The organism is Pseudomonas fitomaticsae (assembly GCF_021018765.1).
GTDB lineage: Bacteria > Pseudomonadota > Gammaproteobacteria > Pseudomonadales > Pseudomonadaceae > Aquipseudomonas > Aquipseudomonas fitomaticsae.
Window position 1 is genome coordinate 6,261,003 of sequence record NZ_CP075567.1, and the last position, 14,705, is coordinate 6,275,707.

Consider the following 14,705-nt stretch of genomic DNA (forward strand, 5'->3'; position numbering starts at 1 on the left):
GACGCATTGCATAGGCTTGCGCGATTGTTTGCCCGCGCCTGACGCGAGCCGCCTCGAGGAGACTGAACATGGGCCTGAACAACCAGTGGATGCAACGCGATCTCGCGGTGCTGTGGCATCCCTGCACCCAGATGAAAGACCACGAACAGCTGCCGCTGATCCCGATCAAGCGCGGTGAAGGCGTCTGGCTGGAAGACTTCGAAGGCAAGCGTTATCTGGATGCGGTCAGCTCCTGGTGGGTCAACGTGTTCGGCCACGCCAACCCGCGCATCAACCAGCGCATCAAGGATCAGGTCGATCAGCTGGAACACGTGATTCTGGCCGGTTTCAGCCATCAGCCAGTGATCGAGCTGTCCGAGCGGCTGGTGAAGATGACGCCCGAGGGCCTGAACCGGGTGTTCTACGCCGATAACGGTTCGTCCTGCATCGAAGTCGCGCTGAAAATGAGCTTTCACTACTGGCTCAACCGCGGCCAGCCGAACAAGAAGCGCTTTGTCACCCTGACCAACAGCTACCACGGCGAAACCATGGCGGCGATGGCGGTCGGTGACGTGCCGTTGTTCACCGAAACCTACAAAGCCCTGCTGATGGACACCATCAAGGTGCCGAGCCCGGATTGCTACCTGCGCCCACAGGGCATGAGCTGGGAAGAGCATTCGCGCAACATGTTCGCGGTCATGGAACAGACCCTGGCCGAGAACCATGACAGCGTCGCTGCCGTGATCGTCGAGCCGCTGATCCAGGGAGCCGGCGGCATGCGCATGTACCACCCGGTCTATCTCAAGCTGCTGCGCGAGGCCTGCGACCGTTACGGCGTGCACCTGATCCACGACGAAATCGCCGTCGGCTTCGGCCGCACCGGAACGATGTTCGCCTGCGAACAGGCCGGCATCCGCCCGGACTTCCTGTGCCTGTCCAAAGCCCTGACCGGCGGTTATCTGCCGTTGGCGGCGTGCCTGACCACCGACGAGGTGTACAGCGCGTTCTATGACGACTACCCGACCCTGCGCGCCTTCCTGCATTCGCACAGCTACACCGGCAACCCGCTGGCGTGTGCGGCGGCGCTGGCGACCCTGGATATTTTCGAACAGGACAATGTGATCGAAGACAACCGGGCGCTGGCCCAGCGCATGGCATCGGCCACGGCGCATCTGGTGGATCATCCGAATGTTTCGGAAGTCCGTCAGACCGGCATGGTGCTGGCGATCGAGATGGTCAAGGACAAAGCCACGAAAGAGGCTTATCCGTGGCAGGAACGTCGCGGCCTGAAGGTGTTCCAGCATGCGCTGGAGCGTGGCGCGTTGCTGCGTCCGCTGGGCAGCGTGGTGTATTTCCTGCCGCCGTACGTCATCACCCCGGAGCAGATCGACTTCCTCGCCGAAGTCGCCAGCGAAGGCATCGACATTGCCACACGTGACAGCGTCAGCGTGGCGGTGCCGAAGGATTTCCATCCCGGGTTCCGTGATCCGGGCTGATTCAAATTATTCAAGATCTGTGGTGCCTGGACTGCCGCTTTCGCGAGCAAGCCCGCTCCCACATTTGGAATGCATTTCCCTGTGGGAGCGGGCTTGCTCGCGAATGAAGTCGACACCGTTTTAACTGATTCACATCTTTCCAGAGACCCGAAATGAGACTGTCCCGCTTCTTTATCGACGCCCCGCTCAGCACCGGCGAACACGAACTGCCGGAAGCCCAGGCGCATTACATCAGCCGCGTGCTGCGCATGGCCGAGGGCGATGCGGTGCAGATGTTCGACGGCTCCGGCCACGAATTTCGCGGCTCCCTGGTGGAAGTCGGCAAGAAACGCGTGGTGGTGCAGATCGACGAGCAGTTCGCCGGTCAAATCGAATCACCGCTGCAGATCCACCTCGGCCAGGGCCTGTCCCGGGGCGAGCGGATGGACTGGGCGATCCAGAAAGCCACCGAGCTGGGCGTGAACGAAATCACCCCGATCTTCAGCGAACGCTGCGAAGTCCGCCTCAAGGACGAACGCGCCGACAAGCGCCTGCTGCACTGGCGTCAGGTGGCGATCAGTGCTTGTGAGCAATGCGGTCGTTCGCGGGTGCCGGTGATTCATCCGCCGGTGTTGCTGGCCGACTGGCTGAAGCAGACGGAAGCCGAACTGAAACTGGTGCTGCACCCGGTGGCTGAGCCGTTGGTCAGCCATGCCAAACCATCGACCCTGGCGTTCCTGATCGGCCCTGAAGGCGGTCTGTCCGACGCCGAAGTCGAGCAAGCCAAGGCCAACGGCTTCCACGCCGCCCGCCTCGGCCCGCGCGTGCTGCGCACCGAGACCGCGCCGGTTGTGGCGCTGGCGGTGGCGCAGCAACTGTGGGGTGATTTCTAACCCGTCACTGCACCGGATCACTGGTTGGTCTGGCGATGATTGCCTTGAGTTCGCTGGTCATCGGGAACTCAAGGTTCAAGCCTTTCGGTGGGATCGGCTGTTCGAACCACTTGCGGTAGATTCCGTTGATCTCCCCCGAGCTGTACAGATCGGCCAACGCGCCGTTCACCAGCGCGAGGAATTGCGGATCATCCTTGCGCACCATGCAGCTGTAGATTTCCCGCGATTGCTCCTCTCCCACCACGACCCAGTTGTGCGGATCGCGTGCCTTGGCCCGCTCGCCGTAAAGCAGCGCATCGTCCATGTAAAACGCCGCCGCGCGCCCTGATTGCAGCATCTGGAACGCCTCGCCGTGATCCTTGGCGCTGATCACGAACATGTTCAGTTTGTGGTCCAGGTTGTAGCTCTTCAGATAGCGCTCGTTGGTGGTGCCGGCGGTGGTCACCACGTTCTTGCCGCGCAGGTCATCGAAGCTGTGGATGCCGCTATCCTTGGCGGTCAGCAACTGCCCTTTGACGTAGATGAAACCGTAGGAGAACGCGACCTGTTTCTGCCGTTCGGCGGTCACCCCGGTGGAGCCGCATTCAAGGTCGACCGTGCCGTTCTGCACCAGCGGAATCCGCGTCTGCGACGTCACCAGGTTGTACTTCACTTTCAGCTCCGGCAACGCCAGTTGCTGCTTGATGCGCTCGACGATCTTGTCCGCCAGTTCCACCGAATACCCCATTGGCTGGCCGGTGTGATCGCCCACATACGAGAACGGCACCGACGCATCGCGATAACCCAGGGTGATGCTGTTGGCGCTGGCGATCTTGCCGAGCGTACCGGTCAGCGGCACTTCATTGGCCTGAACCTGAGCGCCGAAAACCAGCGCCAGAGTGCAGCCGAGCAACGTGATTTTTTGCATTGTTATTCTCCGTTGTGGATGGGGTGTTTTAGCAGAAACCGTCACGCCGCACGGGGATTGAACCCGTGCAGATCAATGGATGTGCGCTGCTTGCCGATCAATTCACTGAGCAACTGCCCGCTGCCGCAGGCCAGGGTGAAACCGAGCGCACCGTGGCCGAGGTTGAGCCAAAGATTGCGATACGCCGTGGCGCCCAGCAGCGGAACGCCGGTGGGCGTGGCCGGGCGCATGCCGGCCCACTCAACGGCGGCGTCGTAGTTTCCAGCGTCGGGAAAGGTGTCGCGGGCCTGACGTCTGATCAGCGCCAGCCGCTCGGGATCCACCGCCGGGTCGAAACCGACGATGTCGACCATCGCCGCCACGCGCAGTTGTTCGCCGATGCGTGCGTAGACGATCTTGCGGTCGTAGTCGGTGATGCTCACGTCCGGCGCACGATGCTCGCTGCCAATCGGCACGGTCAGGCTATAACCCTTCAGCGGATACAGCGGCAGGCGCAGGCCGGGCAGCGCCAGCAACGGGCTGCGATGGCCGGCGGCGATTACCAGTTGCTCGACCGGCAGAATTTCGTCGCCAAGCTCAATGGCCGTGACCGCGCCGTGACTGTGGCGAATGCCGGTGACTGCCTGACCAAGACGAAACTCGCAGCGGCCCGACGCCCTCAAGCGCGCCGCCAACTGTTGGCAGAATCCGTGACAGTCGCCGACTTCTTCATCCGGCGTGTAGATCGCGCCTACAAACGGCGCATCGGACAGTGCCGGTTCCAGTTGCGCACATTCGGCGGCTGACAACACCTGCTGTTGCTGCGGATCAGCCAAACCTTTGCGTGCATGCTCGAAGCTGGTGGCATTGCGGAAGGTCACCAGTTTGCCGTTGCGCCGCCAGTTGAAGCCGACGAGTCCGTCGTCCTCGCGCCAGCGTTTCAGCGTGCTCTGGCTGAACAGCGCCAGACGCAACAGGTGCGCGGCGTTTTCGCGGTTGACCGAGGTGCGGCAAGCGGCGAGAAACGAGGCCATCCAGCGCCACTGCGCCGGGTCCAGGCGCGGGCGCAGCTTGAGCGGTGAATCGCCGCGCAGCATCCACCCGATCGCCTGCAACGGCACGCCGGCATCGGCCAGCGGCGCAACGTAGCGGTAGGACAACTGGCCGCCGTTGGCGAAACTGGTTTCGCTGCCCAGCGCCCGCCGCGCCTCGACCACCGTCACCTCCAAACCGTCGCGCACCAGCGCCCAGGCCGTTGCCAACCCGATCACGCCGCCGCCGATGATGCACACACGCTGAGCCATGTCCGTCCTTAATGCTGTTTGAAGACGAGGCCGAGGTTAGGGTGAGGTGACAGGCGCCGAACAATGAATAAAGATGCCAAGCCTATAAACAAAGGTTATGGGATCGTCATGCGCCTTCGTCATATCGAGATTTTCCAGGCCATCCGCCAGACCGGATCGATCAGCGCCGCTGCGCAGTTGCTGCACGTCTCGCAACCGGCGGTGACCAAGGTGCTGCAACACGCCGAGCAGCAGCTCGGTTTTCCGTTGTTCCTGCGGGTGCGCGGCAAGTTGCTGGCGACCCCGGAAGCGCTGGAACTGGAGCGCGAAGTCGACAAGGTCACGGAAAGCCTGCAAGGCGTGCGGCGTCTGGCCCAGAGCCTGCGCCGCGAGCCCGGCCACAGTCTGCGAATCGGTGCGACTCCGGCGCTGGCCCTGTCATTGCTGCCGCCGGCGATCCAGCAATGGACGGGGCAGTTCCCGGACATCGCCTGCGAACTGTCGAGCGCCCACAGCCGCGAGCTGATGCAGAACCTGCTGATGCGCGAAGTGGACGTGGCCCTGACGTTGCAGTTGCCGGACCATCCGGGTCTGAAGGCCCAGGCTTTGGCCTCGGGGGTGCTGGTGGCATTGGCGCCGAAGGGTTATTGGCCGGAGGAAGATGCCGGTCAGCCGTTGCCACTGATGGCGTTGGCCGGGGCGCCGCTGATCGGGCTGTCCAGCGCCGATCCACTGGCCGCGCGCCTCGATAGTTATCTCGAAGCGGTCGAGCCACCGCCGCGCGTGCGGATCGCCGTGCAGACTTACTCACTGGCGCGTGTGATGGTGGAGTCCGGCGCCGGGGTGGCCGTGATCGATCCGTTCACCGCCCTCGGTGCCTCGCCGACCAGCACCGTGATTCGCCCGTTGGCGCCGCCCTTGCCGATCACTTTATACGCCGTGACCCGCGCCACCGAACCACCGCCGCATACGCTGCATGATTTGCTGGAGATGTTCAGTCAGCGCGCTGGCGAACAACTCAACAACCTGAACCCTGCATAGATCTAATGTGGGAGCGGGCTTGCTCCGGGCGGCGATCCGACGAATGCGGTGCGTCATTCAACAAGATGTTGTCTGAGCCGACGCATTCGCGAGCAAGCCCGCTCCCACAATGAATTGGGGATAACCCTGGTTAAAGGACGTAAAACAGAATCGCCACAAAGTGCAGCAGGCTCCCGGCAATCACAAACAGATGCCAGATCCCGTGGGCATGCCGCAACCGGTGATCAAGGGCAAAAAAGATGATCCCCACGGTGTACAACACGCCGCCCGACGCCAGCCAGGCAAACCCCGCCGTCCCCAGCGCGTCGATCAGCGGCTTGACCGCCACCAGCACGATCCAGCCCATCACCGCGTAGATCACGATCGACAGGGTCCGCGCTTCCGAACGCGGCTTGATCTCCTGCAGGATGCCGATCAGCGCCAGCCCCCAGACGATCCCGAACAACGTCCAGCCCCACGGCCCGCGCAGGGTCACCAGACAAAACGGCGTGTAACTGCCGGCGATCAGCAGGTAGATCGAAAAGTGATCGACCTTCTTCATGATCGCTTTCTTGCGCCCGCGCACGCTGTGGTACACGGTGGATGCGCTGTAAAGCACCAGCAAGGTGAAGGCATAAATCGCCACGCTGACGATCTTCCAGGGGCTGCCGTCAAGGCTGGCGATCACCAGCATCCAGACGCCCCCGACAAACGCCGCTACCGCCCCGACCAGATGCGTCCAGGCGTTCAGTTTTTCTCCGTGATACATGTGTCGCACACCTCGATTTCATTACCGCAGCGCGCAAGGCTCGGGCCTTGAGCGTAAAAGCGCAATGTTTCCGTTCAACGCAGGCAGGCGCCTGTCCTGATATTTGGGCACAATCGACCGATACCAAGAAGAGTCCGCGCCATGCTGATCGACGAAGAATTGACCCTGAAGAAACTCGAGGTGTTCCTCGCCTTCATGCGCACCGGCAACCTCGCCCGAGCCGCCGCCGAGTTGCAGACCAGCAACGTCAGCGTGCACCGCGCGATCCATTCGCTGGAAAGTGCCCTGCGCTGCCCGTTGTTCAAACACGAAGGGCGCAACCTGACGCCACTGGAAAGCGCCTATGTGCTCGAAGAGCGGGCGCAGAAGCTGATTCAGGACGTGGTCGAAAGCGTGCGCCTGACCCGCGAAGCCGCCGGGTTCTCGGCCGAGCGCTTCAAGCTCGGCTCGCTCTATTCGCTGACGGTGAAGACCGTGCCGCAGCTGATCATGGGTTTGAAGATCCGCCGCAGCGAACTCAACATCGACCTGATCCTCGGCTCGAACATCGACCTGCTCTACAAGCTGAAAAACATGGAAGTCGACGCGATCCTCGTGTCGCTGGACGACACCGTCAACGACCCGGACTGCGAGCAGATTCCGCTGTTTTCCGACGACATCTTCCTCGCCACCCCGGCGGATTCGCGCTTCGCCCAGCGCAGCGAAGTGGATCTGGCAGAGGTACGCGACGAAACCTTCATCACCCTCACCCAAGGCTTCGCCACCCATCAGGACGGCATTCGGGTGTTCCGGCAAGCGGGGTTCGAGCCGAAGGTGGCGATGCAGGTCAACGACATCTTCACCCTGCTGAGCATGGTCAGTTCCGGGGTCGGTTATGCGTTGCTGCCGGGGAGGATTGCGGCGGTGTACGAGAACCGGGTGAAGCTGATTCCGTTGCAGGAGAAGTACCGGTTGCAGCAGCACATTGGGGTGGTGTTTTTGAAGGCCAAGGAGCGGGATCCGAATTTGCTGGCGTTGTTGGCGGAGTGTCGGATGTATGCGAATCGCCAAGGCTCACAATGATCGTTCCCACGCTCTGCGTGGGAACGATCAACGACAAGCAACCATCGTCCTAGCCCATCAACCCGCGCATCAGCAGAAACAACAGCGAAGGCCCGAGCAAGCATCCAAGTGCGGTATAGAACGCCGCCGTCAGGCAACCATAAGGCACCAGTTTCGGATCGGTCGCCGCCAACCCTCCGGCCACACCACTGGACGTCCCCATCAAACCGCCAAAAATCACCGCACTGCGTGGGTTGTTCAGACCGATCATCGGCGCCACGAACGGCGTCATGACCATCACCAGAATCGCCTTGATCAACCCTGCGGCGATAGACAGCGCCATGACCTCGGAGCTCGCGCCAATCGCCGCGCCGGTTACCGGTCCGACGATGTAGGTCACCGCCCCTGCGCCAATGGTCGTCAGACTCACCGCATCGGTATAACCGAATGCCATCGCCACACCGACCCCGGCAACAAACGACGTGCCCACGCCGACAAACAACGCCAGCACACCAACAAACCCGGCCCGCTTCAACTCATCGACACTCACGCCGAACGCCGTGGCAACAATCGCGAAGTCCCGCAGCATGGCGCCGCCGAGCAAACCGATACCTGACAACAGCGGAATGTCCACGACACCTTTCTGACCGCCAGTCAGTGCCCCGCCGACATACGAAAGCACCAACCCGAGCAAAATGGCGATGGCCGAGCCGTGCAGGCGGCCCTTGGTGAAGGTGTTGGACATCCAGTAGGACACCCACATGGTCAGGCCGACAATCAGGAAGCCGCTGATCAGCCCGTAACCGGTGATGACTTTCATCATTGATTCGTACATGGCGCTCACCCCGCAGTCTTGGCAGGTGTAATCGGCGCCGGTTCCTTGTTACCCAGGCGCACCAGCACCGGCACCAAGGCAAAGGCAATGACCACAGCGAGCGTTCCCGCAAGGATCGCCATCGGCCCGCCCTTCAGCGCGCCGTAAACGTTCTGCTGCGCGGCCATGGCAACCACGATCGGAATGTAGATCGCACTCCAGAACTCGACGCCCTGTTCGGTCTTGCCCTTGAGCCAGCCACTTTTGTTCAAGTAACTGCCCAACCCGATCAACAGCAGCATCGCAATACCGACACCGCCGACATTGGCCGGCACGCCGATCAACTTGCCGAGCAGTTCACCGACCCAGATGCCCACCAGCGTACAAAAGGCGAGAAACGCCACACCGTAAATAATCATTGTTGTAGTCCTCAAAGTGCATCGTCGAATGTTGTTTTTGTTGTTCGAAGCCTGAGTCGGTGATTTAGGGTCGTCGGCCCTCCTCTTCACGCAACAGCGCCTGCAAGGTGTCGAGCCGGGCACTGTCGAAGGCAGTGACGGTCCCCTGTTCGAACACCCGGCGCGCCAGCCCGGTCAGCACCGCACCGGGCGGCAGTTCGATCTGTAGTCGCACGCCGCGCTCGTAAGCGCTTTGCACGGTGCCGCGCCAGTCCACCACGCGGCACATGTTGAAGGCGAGATCGTCGCGCAGTGCTTCTACCTGGGTCACAGGCCTTGCGCGACTGCCGCTCAGGTAAGCGATTTTCGGTGTTTTCAGTTCAACCCTTTTGAACGCTTCGGCGAGGGTTTGCGCGGGCTCGTCCAGCAACGGGCAGTGCGACGGCACGCTGACCGCCAGACGTTTTGCCAGCCCGGCGCCACGACTGCGCGCCAGCTCGGCGACCGCTTGCATCGCCTTGTCACTGCCGGCAATCACCACCTGGTTGTCGGCGTTGATGTTGGCCAGGTACACCGGTGTTTCTGCGCCGTGCACCTGCGCCAGCAGCGTTTCGACTGTGGATAATTGCAGACCGATGATCGCGGTCATGCCGAAGCCCTGTGGATAAGCCTGCTGCATCAACTCGCCACGCAGGCTGACCAGATGCAACGCATCGCTGAAGCTCAACGCGCCGGCAACCACCGCTGCCGGGTAGGCACCGATGGACAGACCGGCGACGTAATCTGCGGTGAGTCCGTCCTGCAATAATTGCCGCGAGGCTGCAACTCCGGCGATCAGCAGACAGAGCTGAACCGCCCGGGTACTGCGCAACGCTTCGCTGGAATCCAGCCGCAAGACATCCTCACCGAGGCTATCGCTGGCCTCGATCAGCGTTTCCCGAGGCAAACGCTGGAGCATGCCGGGCTGCTGCGCGCCCTGACCGGGAAACACCAGCAGACTGCTCACGCTGCCTGCTCCTGCGGGTTCCACGGATCAGACACCAGACAAGCTTCATGGGCATTTTTCAGCAGCACCCGCGAAGCGTTTCCGGCCCATTCGCGCAGGGCGACGGCACCAAACGGCGTCTGCAATTGCAGGTCGACCCGGCAGATCGCCTGATCAAAATGCGCCACCAGTTTGCGCGCCTGGTTACGGGTTATGAGTTGCGGTGTACGCAGAATCAAGTCGAGATCGCTGCGCTCGTGCATTGCCGTAAATCCACTGGCCAGCTCAAACCCGACACTGCCACTGACACCCCAGATCCAACCGCAATCATCGAGCACCGGCCGCAGTTGCCGCAGCGCCTGCATGACCGGCAGATCACGCGCGCTCTCGACCTGACAAAGCGCTTCCGGGCTGACCCGACAGGCAATCGAATCGATCGCCATGAACGCCGCCAACCGCTGCTCGCGCAACCGACCGCGCACGCCCACCGCCACGAACCCGTCTTCACTCAACGCCCGCCGCACCACCACCGGTTGCCCGGCCGCCAGCGAATCAATCGCCCACTGCGGCGCATCCGCCGGCAACTGCGCCGGTGTCATGCCCCACAGCAGGTCGTGGGCCAGAGGCGTATTCACCACTGCACCCTCAGCAATTCACGAACGCGGCTGGAGGCTTCGCGATTTTTCGCGCCGAGACGATTGCTCAAATCAGTCGCGCCAATATCGCCGATGGCTTGCTTCAGGCATTCGCCGACCCGCGCCAGATCCTCCGCCGTCGGCTGCTCGATCTGCTGCACCGACAGGGTTTCCCAGAGCAATCCGAGGCTGGCGTAGCTGTCGATGTCATAGGCCATCGGCGGCACGCTGGACGCCAGGGCTTCCAGTTCTTCGACGCTGCGCAAGGTCACCCGCGCCGCCGAAGCCTTGCCCATCGCATGCACCATCACCCCCGGATCACGCAGGGCGATCAAGCGATTGGCCTGATAACCGTGAGCGAGGAACGCCCCGGACATGGCCTTGCCCACCAGCAGTGCAATCACCGGATGCCCGGCCAGACGGGCGCGGGCATAAGCATCCGCCGCACCGGCCAGGGCCTGATGAATGCCGAGGGCTTCTTCACGGCGACCATAGGCCTGGCTCGGCACATCGACGATGGCGATCAAGGGACGCTTTTGCGTTTTTTCACGGTCAGCGGAGATCGCGTCATCCACAGCCTTGGCCAGACCCCAGCCTTCGAGCAAACCGACTTCGCCGTTGCGAGCGCGAGGGAAACGGTTTTCCGGATCGGCAACCACCGCGATAAAGCGCCCAAGTGGGCCGTCGGCGACCTTCAACGATGGCGGCAAACCTTCAACGGCATTCGCACCCGAGCTCAAGGCGTTGAACCAGTTCAAACCGCGCACGGAATATCCACTCATGAGCGCTCTCCTTGATACAGATCGCGAACCACCGAAGGCTCGATTTGCTTGCCAGTGTCCAGGCTCGTCAGGCGTTGCAGGAACCATTCGGCCCGCTGACTGCGCGGTTGCGCCGGCAAGCCTTGTTGCAGCAACTCGCCGACCTGCTGGCGAATCTGCGCCACGTCATCGGCGACATAGCGATCCACCAGGCCACTGGCGAAACGTTGCTCGCCACCGGTCAGACTCCAGATGAAGGGCCGGTCGCGGGAATCGTATTCCTCGATCCCGGCTTCCTGCTCGATCACCTGCGGGCCGTTCAGGCCGAGGCGTGCTTCCTGGGTCACCAGCAAATAGCTGCACAGCGCCGCGGCAATCGACATCCCGCCAAAGCAACCGACACTACCGGCCACCACGCCGACCACCGGTTGGTACCGCTGCAGATCGACAATCGCTGCGTGGATGTCGGCAATCGCCGCCAGCCCGAGGTTGGCTTCCTGCAAGCGCACGCCGCCGGTTTCCAGCAGCAGGATGGCGCGGGTCGGGATGCCTTTGCGGTTGTCTTCGGCGGCCAGTTCCAGCGCGCCGGCGATTTTCGCGCCGCCGACTTCACCGAGGCTGCCGCCCTGAAACGCGCCTTCAATCGCCGCGATCACCACCGGCAAACCGTCGAGGTTGCCCTTGGCGATCACCACGCCGTCATCGGCCTGTGGCACCACGCCCTGACGTTCCAGCCACGGCGACATGACGCGTTGAAACGGGTCGAGCAATTCGCGGAAGGTACCGGCGTCGAGCAAGGCTTTCGCCCGCTGCCGGGCACCGAGTTCGACGAAGCTTTGTTTGTGCAAAAGTGCCGAGGTATCAGTCATGGCCGATCTCCTCGAAGCCTTGTTCCAGACGCAGGCGCACCACGCCCGGGGTCGCGCCGAAGTCGTGGATATCGATGGCCATCGCCAGCGGTGTGGTGCCGTCGAACATCCGCGCAAACAGATGCTGCCAGCGCTGCTCGGCGCCATTGACTGAGGTTTGCACATTGATCGTCAACTTGCCGGCCAGGCCCGGTTCGATCAGCACTTCCAGATCGCCCGAACCGACACAACCGACCAGCGCCCGACCGCGCGGCGGCTGCCCGGCGGGGAATTCAAAGGATAAGGTTTCCATCAAAACGCTCCCTGAAGGATGCCGTCGCGCTCGATCCGGTCGAGCAGCAGGCTGGCGGCGAGCAAGTCGGCGGCGCCACCGGGCGAGGCATTCAATGCGATGAGTTGTTGATCCAGTTCGTGCAGGCGACGGCGACCGGTGAGGCTGGCGCTGCCACCGGCGTCGAGCACTGCCTGCGCGCCGTGCTGCATGGCGTGCAGGCCCGGTTCGCCAGCGCGATAGAGGACGCAGGTGTCGGCGAGGTCGGTCATGATTGCGAGCAAGGCATCGAGCCGGGCGTTCTGTTCGCCGTGGCCGGCGACGCGGCTGCGTTTGAGCTGCGGCAGACCACGTTGCACCACCGACGGGAAGCCGAGCTGCGCTTCTTCCCGGGCACCGCGAGCGCCGTAGCGTTGGGCGACCTGGGCGCCGTGGCTCAGCGGACGCGGCGCATAACGATCATCGAGCAACGCCAGACGCGCAGCGCGCAGCGTGACGGCACCAGCGTTGGTGGACTTGGTATCCAGCGCAGCAGCCGTGATCAGCAGGCCCAGCGCCCAGATCGCACCGCGATGGGTGTTCACGCCGTTGGTGGTGACGAGCATCGCTTGCTCGCCTTCCCGGCCGATACGGCCAATGGCTTCGCGCAGCGTCAAGCCGATCTCGCCGAACTCAAGCGCGGCTTCGGCCATTTCCTTGAACGCCGGCCACAACGCCAGCGCCGAGGCGTGCATCAATCCGAGGTGCAGATCGGTGTGTGCACCGTTGCCGCGACGGTCGACCAGCGCCGGTTTCGGCGACAGGTCGGCTTCATCGATCAGCGCGTCCACGGCCAGATCCGCCAGCCGTTCCGCGAGGGTGATGATTTTGGGTTGCAGGTTGAGTGCGTGCATTACCAGCTCCTGAACTTGGCGGGCGGGTTGTAGAGGCCGCCGGACCACTCGACCAGATCGGCCACGCTTTTCGCCGCGAGCAATTCGCGGGTGGCGTCGGTACGACGGATGCCGAGGTCTTCGGGCAAGGCGATCAGGCCTTCGCGGCGCATGCGTTCGGTGTCTTTCGGGTTGTGCCGCAGGCCGATGGCGGTGACGCCGGCCACCGCAGCGATCATCGCCTGACGCTCTTCCAGCGAACGCGCCTTGTACAGGTAGGCGATGCCTTCTTCGGTCAGCAGGTGTGTAACGTCGTCGCCGTAGATCATGATCGGCGCCAGCGGCATCCCGCTTTTCTTCGCCACCTCTACCGCGTCGAGGGTTTCGACGAAGGTCGGTTTGCCGCCCTCCTGGAAGGTCTCGACCATCTGCACCACGAGTTTCTTGCCGCGTTCGAGCATCGGTTGCTGCGAATCGTCATGACGCATGTCGAGCCACGCCGGAGTGCCATGACGACGACCGCGCGGGTCGTGCCCCATGTTCGGTGCGCCACCGAATCCGGCGAGACGGCCACGGGTCACGGTGGAGGAATGGCCGTCGCCATCGACTTGCAGGGTTGCGCCGATGAACAGGTCCACCGCGTATTGCCCGGCCAATTGGCAGAACATCCGGTTGGATCGCAGCGAACCGTCGCGCCCGGTGAAGAACACATCGGGCCGGGCGGCGATGTAGTTCTCCATGCCCAGTTCGGTGCCGAAGCAGTGCACGCTTTCGACCCAGCCGCTTTCGATGGCCGGGATCAGGGTCGGGTGCGGATTGAGCGTCCAGTTGCGGCAGATCTTGCCCTTGAGGCCGAGGGATTCACCGTAGGTCGGCAGGATCAGTTCGATGGCGGCGGTGTTGAAACCGATGCCGTGGTTCAGCGACTGCACGTTGTGTTTTTCGTAGATCCCGCGGATCGCCATCATCGCCATCAGCACGTGTACAGGCTTGATGTGCCGAGGGTCGCGGGTGAACAGCGGCTCAATGTAGAACGGCTTGTCCGCCACCACCACGAAGTCGACCCACGATGCCGGAATATCCACCCGGGGCAGTTCGCTGACGTCGTCCACCAGTTGGTTGACCTGGACGATGACGATGCCGTCGCTGAACGCTGCCGGCTCGATCAGCGCCGGAGTGTCTTCAGTGCTCGGGCCGGTGTAGATGTTGCCGGCACGGTCGGCCATGAACCCGGCCGAGAGCACGACGTTGGGAATCAGGTCCACCACCAGCCGGGCGTAGAGTTCGATGTAGGTGTGGATCGCGCCGACTTCCAGCAGACCGTCTTCGAGCAACTGGCTGATGCGCAGGCTCTGGGTGCCGGCGAAGGAGAAATCGAGCTTGCGGGCGATGCCGCGTTCGAACAGGTCCAGATGCTCGGAGCGACCGACGCTGGGCATGATCATGTGCAGGTCGTGGAGCTTTTCAGGATCGGCCTTGGCCAGAGCGCGCGAGAGGAAATCCGCCTGCTTCTGGTTGTTGCCCTCCAGCACCACACGGTCGCCGGGCAGGATCAGCGCCTCAAGCGCCGCGACGATCCTGTCGGTGGGCAACACCGCACCGTCGGCCAGCCCGCGCACCTTGTCGAGGCGCCGCTGCTTCTCGTCACGCCGCCGCGTCCAGCGCGAATCGGGGGATATTGTTGTTGTCATGCTCACTCCACGGGGTTCGCTGTCGTGGAGCTACCTTAGGAGCGTGATCGCGGGGCATCAATC

General features: G+C 62.8%; 16 protein-coding genes. 4 read left to right on the top strand and 12 right to left on the bottom strand.

Annotated elements, in window-relative coordinates; all coding sequences use genetic code 11:
- Positions 1–68: 68 nt before the first annotated feature.
- Together KJY40_RS28435 and KJY40_RS28440 are read left to right on the top strand one after the other, a co-directional pair.
- Positions 69–1,475: an adenosylmethionine--8-amino-7-oxononanoate transaminase gene (locus KJY40_RS28435; RefSeq protein WP_230733986.1), complete on the top strand. Its 1,407-nt coding sequence runs from the start codon at positions 69–71 to the stop codon at positions 1,473–1,475.
- 152 nt (positions 1,476–1,627) lie between these two features.
- Complete coding sequence (locus KJY40_RS28440) at positions 1,628–2,347, top strand: 16S rRNA (uracil(1498)-N(3))-methyltransferase (RefSeq protein WP_230733988.1); 720 nt, start codon at positions 1,628–1,630, stop codon at positions 2,345–2,347.
- Between the two features lie 4 nt (positions 2,348–2,351).
- Here the strand turns inward: KJY40_RS28440 and KJY40_RS28445 are convergent, their stop codons facing one another.
- Together KJY40_RS28445 and KJY40_RS28450 are read right to left on the bottom strand one after the other, a co-directional pair.
- A complete protein-coding gene (locus KJY40_RS28445; RefSeq protein ID WP_230733990.1) occupies positions 2,352–3,254 on the bottom strand; it encodes a transporter substrate-binding domain-containing protein in 903 nt (300 codons plus the stop codon).
- A 41-nt stretch (positions 3,255–3,295) separates the two neighbouring features.
- Positions 3,296–4,537, bottom strand: coding sequence for a D-amino acid dehydrogenase (locus KJY40_RS28450; protein WP_230733992.1), 1,242 nt, complete (start codon positions 4,535–4,537; stop codon positions 3,296–3,298).
- Between the two features lie 108 nt (positions 4,538–4,645).
- Between KJY40_RS28450 and KJY40_RS28455 the strand changes: the two genes are divergently transcribed.
- Positions 4,646–5,557 carry a LysR family transcriptional regulator gene (locus KJY40_RS28455; RefSeq protein ID WP_230733993.1) on the top strand — a complete coding sequence of 304 codons (912 nt, stop codon included), beginning with the start codon at positions 4,646–4,648 and terminating at the stop codon, positions 5,555–5,557.
- A gap of 130 nt (positions 5,558–5,687) precedes the next feature.
- Here the strand turns inward: KJY40_RS28455 and trhA are convergent, their stop codons facing one another.
- Positions 5,688–6,305: a PAQR family membrane homeostasis protein TrhA gene (gene trhA / locus KJY40_RS28460; protein WP_230733994.1), complete on the bottom strand. Its 618-nt coding sequence runs from the start codon at positions 6,303–6,305 to the stop codon at positions 5,688–5,690.
- Between the two features lie 141 nt (positions 6,306–6,446).
- On the opposite strand from trhA, the gene KJY40_RS28465 reads away from it, so the two are divergent.
- Entirely contained in the window at positions 6,447–7,367 is a 921-nt protein-coding gene (locus tag KJY40_RS28465; RefSeq protein WP_064380129.1) for a LysR family transcriptional regulator, read from the top strand.
- A 49-nt stretch (positions 7,368–7,416) separates the two neighbouring features.
- Here KJY40_RS28465 and madM read toward each other — a convergent pair whose 3' ends face one another.
- From madM to mdcA, 9 genes are all read right to left on the bottom strand, one after another.
- Entirely contained in the window at positions 7,417–8,181 is a 765-nt protein-coding gene (gene madM, locus KJY40_RS28470; RefSeq protein ID WP_025109167.1) for a malonate transporter subunit MadM, read from the bottom strand.
- A gap of 5 nt (positions 8,182–8,186) precedes the next feature.
- A complete protein-coding gene (gene madL / locus KJY40_RS28475; RefSeq protein ID WP_025109166.1) occupies positions 8,187–8,579 on the bottom strand; it encodes a malonate transporter subunit MadL in 393 nt (130 codons plus the stop codon).
- A 64-nt stretch (positions 8,580–8,643) separates the two neighbouring features.
- A complete protein-coding gene (gene mdcH / locus KJY40_RS28480; protein ID WP_230733995.1) occupies positions 8,644–9,564 on the bottom strand; it encodes a malonate decarboxylase subunit epsilon in 921 nt (306 codons plus the stop codon).
- Complete coding sequence (locus KJY40_RS28485) at positions 9,561–10,181, bottom strand: malonate decarboxylase holo-ACP synthase (protein ID WP_230733996.1); 621 nt, start codon at positions 10,179–10,181, stop codon at positions 9,561–9,563. The genes mdcH and KJY40_RS28485 overlap by 4 nt, the downstream gene beginning before the upstream one ends.
- Positions 10,175–10,960, bottom strand: coding sequence for a biotin-independent malonate decarboxylase subunit gamma (mdcE, locus tag KJY40_RS28490; protein WP_230733997.1), 786 nt, complete (start codon positions 10,958–10,960; stop codon positions 10,175–10,177). The genes KJY40_RS28485 and mdcE overlap by 7 nt, the downstream gene beginning before the upstream one ends.
- On the bottom strand, positions 10,957–11,808 hold the full coding sequence (locus KJY40_RS28495) for a biotin-independent malonate decarboxylase subunit beta (RefSeq protein ID WP_230733998.1): 852 nt from the start codon (positions 11,806–11,808) through the stop codon (positions 10,957–10,959). Before KJY40_RS28495 ends, mdcE begins: the two co-directional genes overlap by 4 nt.
- Positions 11,801–12,100 carry a malonate decarboxylase subunit delta gene (locus tag KJY40_RS28500; protein ID WP_230733999.1) on the bottom strand — a complete coding sequence of 100 codons (300 nt, stop codon included), beginning with the start codon at positions 12,098–12,100 and terminating at the stop codon, positions 11,801–11,803. The genes KJY40_RS28495 and KJY40_RS28500 overlap by 8 nt, the downstream gene beginning before the upstream one ends.
- Entirely contained in the window at positions 12,100–12,972 is an 873-nt protein-coding gene (locus tag KJY40_RS28505) for a triphosphoribosyl-dephospho-CoA synthase (protein WP_230734000.1), read from the bottom strand. Before KJY40_RS28505 ends, KJY40_RS28500 begins: the two co-directional genes overlap by 1 nt.
- Positions 12,972–14,642 carry a malonate decarboxylase subunit alpha gene (gene mdcA / locus KJY40_RS28510; RefSeq protein WP_085689631.1) on the bottom strand — a complete coding sequence of 557 codons (1,671 nt, stop codon included), beginning with the start codon at positions 14,640–14,642 and terminating at the stop codon, positions 12,972–12,974. The genes KJY40_RS28505 and mdcA overlap by 1 nt, the downstream gene beginning before the upstream one ends.
- Positions 14,643–14,705: the final 63 nt, after the last annotated feature.